This is a genomic window from Cellulomonas sp. NPDC057328, assembly GCF_042667215.1.
In the GTDB taxonomy this organism is placed as follows: Bacteria; Actinomycetota; Actinomycetes; order Actinomycetales; family Cellulomonadaceae; genus Cellulomonas.
The window spans coordinates 1-7,525 of the sequence record NZ_JBHUZW010000151.1 but is presented as its reverse complement, the minus strand read 5'-3'; the positions used below and the strand labels follow the sequence as shown (position 1 = coordinate 7,525).

Here is a 7,525-nt window from a genome sequence, read left to right as displayed (position 1 = left end):
GGGTACGGAGGACCGGCGGGGCGCGGACGACCGGTGGCCGGCGCCCGGCGCCCCGTCGACCGGTGCGCCGGCGGTGCGCCGCACGTCGCTGCTCACCTCGGAGCGGCCGCCGCTGCCCGTGCCCCCCGCGCTCGCGGACGTCCTGCCGGACGGGCTGCGGCGCGGCGCGACGACCGCGGTGCTGGGGTCGACGTCCCTCGCGCTGGGCGTGCTCGCGCACGCCTGCTCGGGTGGCGCGTGGGCGGTCGCGGTCGGACACCCCGACCTGGGCCTGCTCGCGGCCGCGCAGGCCGGCGTCGACCTCGCGCGCTTCGCCGCCGTGCCCGACCCGGGTGCGGACACCGCGACGGTGCTCGGCGCGCTGCTCGACGGCGTGGACGTCGTGCTCGTCGGGCCGGGGGCCGTGCTCACCGACGCGGACCGGAGGCGGCTGTCCGCCCGGGCGCGCGAGCGCGGGTCGGTGCTGCTGCCGACCGTCGCGTGGCCGGGGGCCGCGGTGGTCCTCACGGTCGAGCGGGCCCGCTGGACGGGGGTCGGCACGGGCGACGGCCGGCTGCGCACGCGTGAGCTGCGGGTACGCCGCACCGGCCGGGGGACCGCCGCCGTGCCGCACGCCGTGGACGTCGTGCTGCCGTTCGGCCCGCCCGGGGACGGCGCCCCGACGGGGCCCGGGCGCACGCGCACGCCGGACGAGCGGCGCACCGGCCTGCGGCTGGTGGGCTGATGACCACCCGCACGACGGTCGTCTGGGTGCCGGACTGGCCGGTGGTCGCGGCGACCGCCGCCGACGACGTCCCCGGGCACCTGCCCGCCGCGGTGCACGACGGGCGGCGGGTCACCGCGGTGTCCGCGCTCGCCCGCGCCGAGGGCGTGCGACGCGGCATGCGCCGGCGCCAGGCGCAGGGCTGCTGCCCCGAGCTCGTGCTGCTGCCCGCCGACGACGCGCGCGACGTGCGGCTGTTCGAACCGGTCGCCGCCGCGGCCGAGACCGTCGTCGCGGGCGTGGAGGTCGTGCGTCCCGGGCTGCTGCTGCTGCCCGCCGACGGAGCCAGCCGGTACCACGGGTCGGAGGAGGCGCTCGCGGAGCGGCTCGTCGACGCGGTGGCGCGCGGGACGGGCCACGAGTGCGGCGTCGGCACCGCCGACGGGCTGCTGGCCGCGGTGCTCGCGGCGCGCACGGGCGCGGTCGTGGAGCCCGGCGCGTCGCCGGTGTTCCTCGCCCCGCACGGCGTGACCGAGCTCGTGCACGCGACCGTGACGCCCGAGGCCGCGGTCGAGGTCTCCGGCCTCGTCGACCTGCTGCACCGGCTCGGCCTGCGCACGCTCGGGGCGTTCGCCGCGCTGCCGCCGGGGGACGTGCACGCCCGGTTCGGCCGGCTCGGCACGTGGGCGCACACGCTCGCGCGCGGGCTCGACGAGCGCCCCCCGGCCCGCCGGCGCCCCGAGGCGGACCTCGAGGTGGCGACCGCGCTCGACCCGCCCGTCGAGCGGGTCGACGCCGCGACGTTCGCCGGCCGCCGCCTGGCGGAGGAGCTGCACGACGAGCTCGTCGCGCGGTCCGTCACGTGCGGCCGCCTGCAGGTCAGCGCGCGCACCGACGACGGCGTCGACCTCGTGCGCACCTGGCGCACCGACGTCGGCGGCTGGGGCGGGCTGACGCCCGCGCGCATCACCGACCGCATCCGCTGGCAGCTCGACGGGTGGCTCACCGCCACGGCGGCGGCGACCGCGCGGGACCGGCGCCGTGCCGCGCGCGTCGGCGGAACGGGCCGTACGCGGGCCGGCGGCGACCTGCTCGACCCGCTCGACGTCGCCGACGCCCCGGCCGTCGAGCCCGAGGACGAGCACGCGGTCGCACTCGTGCGGCTCGTGCTCACCGCGCTCGACGTCGCACCCGCCGGGGCCGAGCAGACCCGCCTGTGGGGCGGCCCGTCCGGCGGTGACCTGCGCGCGCACCGGGCGCTCGAGCGCGCCCAGGGCATCGTCGGCGGTGCGGGCGTGCTGACCGCGACGCTGCAGGGCGGTCGCGACGCGCGCGACCAGGTGCACGTGCGCCCGTGGGGCGAGCAGAGCGCACCGCCGCGCGAGGCGGCGCTGCCGTGGCCGGGACGGCTGCCGGACCCCGCCCCGGCGACCGTGCTGACGGCACCCGTGCGCGTCGACGTGCGCGACGCCGCCGGGCAGCCCGTCGGCGTCGACCGCCGCGGACGCCTGAGCGGCCCGCCGACGACGGTGCGCTGGCCCGTCGCCGCGGCGCCGCCCGGGGCCGGGCCGCGGACCGTCGCCGGGTGGGCCGGCCCGTGGCTGCTCACCGACCGGTGGTGGAACCACCCGGGCAGCCCGCCGCAGGTCCGGGCGCACGCGCAGGTGGCGTTCGAGGACGGCGGTGCCGTGCTGCTCACGTGGGCGGACGGCGCCTGGACGTGCGAGGCCGACTATGACTGACCCCGCGACGACAGACCCGCGCTACGCCGAGCTGCACGCGCACTCCGCGTTCAGCTTCCTCGACGGCGCCAGCCAGCCCGAGGAGCTCGCCGCCGAGGCGGCCCGCCTCGGCCTGGGCGCGCTCGCCCTGACCGACCACGACGGCCTGTACGGCGTCGTGCGGTTCGCCGAGGCCGCCCGCGCCGTGGGCCTGCCCACCGTGTTCGGTGCGGAGCTGCACCTGCCCGCCCCGGACGGGCGCCGCCACGCGCGCGAGCGGCGCGCGTCCCCGGCGCCGGTGCTCGACGCGCCCACCGGCACGCCCGACCCGCGCGCGAGCCACCTGCTCGTGCTCGCGCGCGGGCCCGACGGCTACCGGTCGCTCTCGCGCGCGATCGCCGAGGCGCACCTGCGCACCGGTCGCAAGGGTGCCGCCGACCACCGCCTCGAGGAGCTCGCCGCGGCGGCCGACGGGCAGTGGCTCGTCCTCACCGGCTGCCGCAAGGGCGCCGTGCGCCGCGCGCTCGCCGGCGGCGACCCGTCGGGCGTCGGCGGCGTCGTCCCCGGGGGACCGGAGGCCGCGCGCCGCGAGCTCGACCGGCTGGTCGCCCTCTTCGGGCGCGACAACGTCGCGGTCGAGACGACCGCCGCGGGCGACGCGTGGGACACCGACCGCGCCGACGCGCTCGCGGGTCTCGCGGCCGACGCCGGCCTCCCGCTCGTCGCGACCGGGAACGTGCACTACGCGACCCCGCGCGACGCCGACCTCGCGCAGGCGCTCGCCGCCGTGCGCGCACGCTCGTCCCTCGACGACCTCGACGGGTGGCTGCCCGGCGCGCCGACCGCGCACCTGCGCTCGGCCGCCGAGATGCTCGACCTGCACCGCCGGCACCCCCACGCGGTCGCCGCGGCCGCCGACCTCGCCGCCGAGTGCGCCTTCGACCTCGCGCTCGTCGCGCCGCGGCTGCCGCCGTACCCGGTCCCCGCCGGGCACACCGAGGCGAGCTGGCTGCGCGAGCTGGTCCGCCGCGGCGCGCACGAGCTGTACGGGCCGCCGGGGGACGAGCGGGTGCCGGGCGCGTACGCGCAGCTCGAGCACGAGCTGCGCGTCATCGAGGACCTGGGGTTCCCCGGCTACTTCCTCGTCGTGTACGACCTCGTCGACTTCTGCCGCCGCAACGGCATCCTCGCGCAGGGCCGCGGCTCGGCCGCGAACTCCGCGGTCTGCTACGTCCTGCGCGTCACCGCGGTCGACCCCGTGCGCCACGGCCTGCTGTTCGAGCGGTTCCTCGCGCCCGAGCGCGACGGCCCGCCGGACATCGACGTCGACATCGAGTCGGCCCGCCGCGAGGAGGTCATCCAGCACGTCTACGCCACGCACGGGCGCACGCACGCCGCCCAGGTCGCCAACGTCATCTCCTACCGCCCGCGCTCCGCGGTCCGCGACGCGGCCCGGGCGCTCGGGTACGACGTCGGCCAGCAGGACGCGTGGAGCACGACGATCGAGCACTGGTCGACGCTGCGCGGGCCGGAGAGGCCGACGTCGTGGTGGCACCTGACGAAGGCCGGGCCGGTGGGGCCGTCCGGGGTGCCCGGGCTGCCGACGGCGGACAAGCACGACGTCGTCCCCGACGTGCTGCCGCCGTCGGCGGCGGAGAACGAGGAGATCCCCGACCACGTCATCGACCTCGCCGAGCGGTTCCTGCGGCTGCCGCGGCACCTGGGCATCCACTCCGGCGGCATGGTGATGTGCGACCGCCCGGTCATCGAGGTGTGCCCCGTGGAGTGGGCACGCATGGAGGGCCGCACGGTCCTGCAGTGGGACAAGGAGGACTGCGCCGACGCGGGCCTGGTGAAGTTCGACCTGCTGGGCCTCGGCATGCTCACGGCCCTGCGTCTCGGGTTCACCGAGGTGGAGAGGCACGAGGGCCTGGTCCTCGACCTGCACGCGCTGCCGTACGAGGACCCGCTCGTGTACGAGCTGCTGTCGGCCGCCGACACCGTCGGGGTGTTCCAGGTGGAGTCGCGCGCGCAGATGGGCACCCTGCCGCGCCTGCGCCCGCGCCGGTTCTTCGACATCGTCGTCGAGGTCGCGCTCATCCGCCCCGGGCCCATCCAGGGCGGGTCCGTGCACCCGTACATCAACCGCGCGCGGGGGCGCGAGAAGGTCACGTACCTGCACCCGCGGCTGGAGAAGTCGCTGGGCAAGACCCTCGGCGTGCCGCTGTTCCAGGAGCAGCTCATGCAGATGGCCATCGACGTCGCCGACTTCACGCCCGCCGAGGCCGACCAGCTGCGCCGCGCCATGGGCTCGAAGCGGTCGATGGAGCGCATGGAGGCGCTGCGTGCGCGGCTCATGGCGGGCATGGCGCGCAACGGCATCGCCCCGGACGTGCGCGAGCAGATCTTCGACAAGCTGAAGGCGTTCGCCGACTTCGGTTTCCCCGAGTCCCACGCGTACTCGTTCGCGTTCCTCGTGTACGCGAGCGCGTGGCTCAAGGTGCACCACCCGGCGGCCTTCTACGCGGGCCTGCTCGCCGCCCAGCCGATGGGCTTCTACTCGCCCCAGAGCCTGGTCGCCGACGCCCGCCGCCACGGCGTCGAGGTGCTGCGCCCCGACGTGCAGGCGTCCGACGCGCTGGCCGTCGTGGAACGCGTCGGCCCCACCGCGCCCGACGGCGAGCCGCGGCTCGTGCCCACGCCCAGCGGGACCGGCCCGGTCGCGGGTGCCGGCGTGCGCACGGGCACGGGGGACCCCCGGCCGCGCTCGCTCGTGGTCCGGCAGGGGCTGTCGTCGGTGCGGACGATCGGCGAGGACCTCGCGCGCCGGCTCGTCGCCGAGCGCACCGCGCACGGGCCGTTCGCGGACCTGCACGACCTCGTGCGGCGCGTGCAGCTCACCACGCCGCAGCTGGAGGCGCTCGCGACCGCCGGCGCGCTCGCCGGTCTCGGTGTCGACCGCCGCGCCGGGCTGTGGGCCGCGGGCGCGCTCACGCAGGAGGGGCCGGACACGCTCCCCGGCGTGGCGGTCGGCGTCCGGGCGCCGACCCTGCCGGGCCTCGCGGACGTCGAGGTCGCGACCGCCGACGTGTGGGCCACCGGGGTGTCGGTCGACTCCTACCCGACGCAGTTCGTCCGCGACGGCCTGGACCGGGCCGGCGTGCTGCGCATCGAGCAGGTGTTCCGCACGGACGAGGGGCGGCGCGTGGCCGTCGCGGGGGTCGTGACGCACCGCCAGCGCCCCGGCACGGCGCAGGGGGTGACGTTCCTGTCCCTCGAGGACGAGACGGGGCTCGTCAACGTCGTGTGCTCGCCGGGGCTGTGGCAGCGGTTCCGGCGCACCGCGCGCACGGCGAAGGCGATGGTGGTGCGGGGGCGGCTGGAGAAGGCGGACGGTGCGACGAACGTCGTCGCGGAGCACCTGAGCCCGCTGTCGCTGCAGGTGCGGTCCGCGTCGCGGGACTTCCAGTGAGCCGGCGACCGGGGGAGCGTGCGTCGGGTCAGCCGCCTGGGGGAGCGGCGACCGGCGTCGTGCCGGCCGGCCGGGTGCCGTCGTCCTCGTCGTCGACCGGCTCGGTGCCCTCGGCCGCGTCCTCCTCGTCCATCGGCGGGTCCAGCGTGCGCAGCCGCGAGTACACCGCCCAGGCGACGGCGACGAGCGGGACCGAGATCACCGCGCCGAGGATGCCCGCCGTCAGCGTGCCCGCGGTGACGGCGAGCGCCACCACCACGGGGTGCAACGACACCTGCTTGCCCATGATGAGCGGCTGCAGCACGTGCCCCTCGAGCTGGCCGATGAGCGCGATGCCGACGCCCACCGCGACGGCGCTCCACAGGCCGTTGGCCGCCAGTGCCACGATCATCGCGACGACCATCGCGGCCGGTGCGCCGATGAGCGGGATGAACGCGCCGATGAGGACGAGCACCGCGAGCGGTGCCGCGAGCGGCACGCGCAGGACGCTGAGCAGGACGAACGCGAGGACGCCGTCGGCCAGCGCGATGAGCACCGTGCCCCGCGTGTACCCCGAGAACGTGTACCAGCCGGCGCCGCCGGCCGTGACCCACGACTCCCGCACCCGCACCGGCAGCTGGTTGAGGAACCACGTCCACATCTGCGTGCCGCGCGCGAGGAAGAACACGGTGCAGAAGATCGCCAGCGCCAGCGCGGTGAACCCCACCGCGACGGACCCGGCGCTCGCGGCAGCCTGCGTCGCGATGTCGCCGGCGTGCTCCCGCACCCAGGCGACGCCCTCGTCGATCGCGTCGACGATCTGGTCGTTCGTGATGGTGACCGGCAGCGCGCCGCTCTCGAGGAAGTCCGTGATCTGGCCGATGCCCGTCTCGAACTGCCGCGCCAGGTCGTTCCACTGCGTCGCGATCGAGTACCCGACGTACGTGAGCATGCCGAGGAAGAAGAGGATGCCGGCGAGCAGCGCCAGCGCCGTCGCCAGGCCCCGCGGCATCACCCGGTCCATGGCGTCGACGAGGGGACGCAGCACCGCGGTGAAGACCAGCGCCAGGAAGACGGCGATGAACAGCAGCTGCACGCGCGAGGTGGCGTAGAACACCAGCACGACGGCCGCGACCACGACGAGGAGCCGCCACGACACACCCGCGGAGCGGCGCAGCCACCGCGGCGCGGTCTCGTCCGCCCCGACGACGTGCGGGTTGCGCCGCCCGCCGGCGACCCGCCGCGCGACGGGGCTCACCGCCCCCGAGCGCGGTCGCGAGGTGCTCGTGCCCGTCACGTCGACCATGCGGCCCTCCTGCGGTCCAGTGCTCCCACCAGGCAGTCTGCCCCCCACGGCCGTCCACGGCGCGGCGGCCCGCCGGGGGACGAGGACGCGTCCGCCGCGACGCCGCACGCGCGGCGGCCGGCCGGGCACGGGGAGGGCCGATGCGGGGATCGCGCCCGCGCCGTGCTATGTTTTCTGCCGCGCCGAGGGGCCCGCAAGGGCCGCCGAGGTCCACCTGTCCGGGTGGCGGAATGGCAGACGCGCTAGCTTGAGGTGCTAGTGCCCTAACGGGCGTGGGGGTTCAAGTCCCCCTCCGGACACTCGTTGAGACAGCGACGACGACGGCCCCCGACCTGCTGGTCGGG

General features: G+C 77.2%; 4 protein-coding genes and 1 tRNA gene. 4 read left to right on the top strand and 1 reads right to left on the bottom strand.

Annotated features, from left to right (window positions below; translation table 11 throughout):
* The 3 genes from ACFUMH_RS17700 to dnaE form a co-directional block, all read left to right on the top strand.
* Positions 1–724, top strand: a 724-nt coding sequence (locus ACFUMH_RS17700) for a hypothetical protein (protein ID WP_378208653.1), incomplete at its 5' end; no start/stop codon positions are given.
* The gene (locus ACFUMH_RS17695; RefSeq protein WP_378208651.1) at positions 724–2,445 is read left to right on the top strand and encodes a DNA polymerase Y family protein; all 1,722 of its coding nucleotides are present in this window, start codon (positions 724–726) and stop codon (positions 2,443–2,445) included. The genes ACFUMH_RS17700 and ACFUMH_RS17695, both read left to right, overlap by 1 nt.
* Positions 2,438–5,896 (top strand): DNA polymerase III subunit alpha, encoded by a 3,459-nt coding sequence (gene dnaE / locus ACFUMH_RS17690; protein ID WP_378208649.1) that lies wholly within the window; start codon positions 2,438–2,440, stop codon positions 5,894–5,896. Before ACFUMH_RS17695 ends, dnaE begins: the two co-directional genes overlap by 8 nt.
* Positions 5,897–5,924: 28 nt before the next feature.
* Here dnaE and ACFUMH_RS17685 read toward each other — a convergent pair whose 3' ends face one another.
* On the bottom strand, positions 5,925–7,181 hold the full coding sequence (locus ACFUMH_RS17685; protein ID WP_378208647.1) for an AI-2E family transporter: 1,257 nt from the start codon (positions 7,179–7,181) through the stop codon (positions 5,925–5,927).
* 216 nt (positions 7,182–7,397) lie between these two features.
* Between ACFUMH_RS17685 and ACFUMH_RS17680 the strand changes: the two genes are divergently transcribed.
* Positions 7,398–7,480, top strand: a tRNA-Leu gene (locus tag ACFUMH_RS17680).
* Positions 7,481–7,525: the final 45 nt, after the last annotated feature.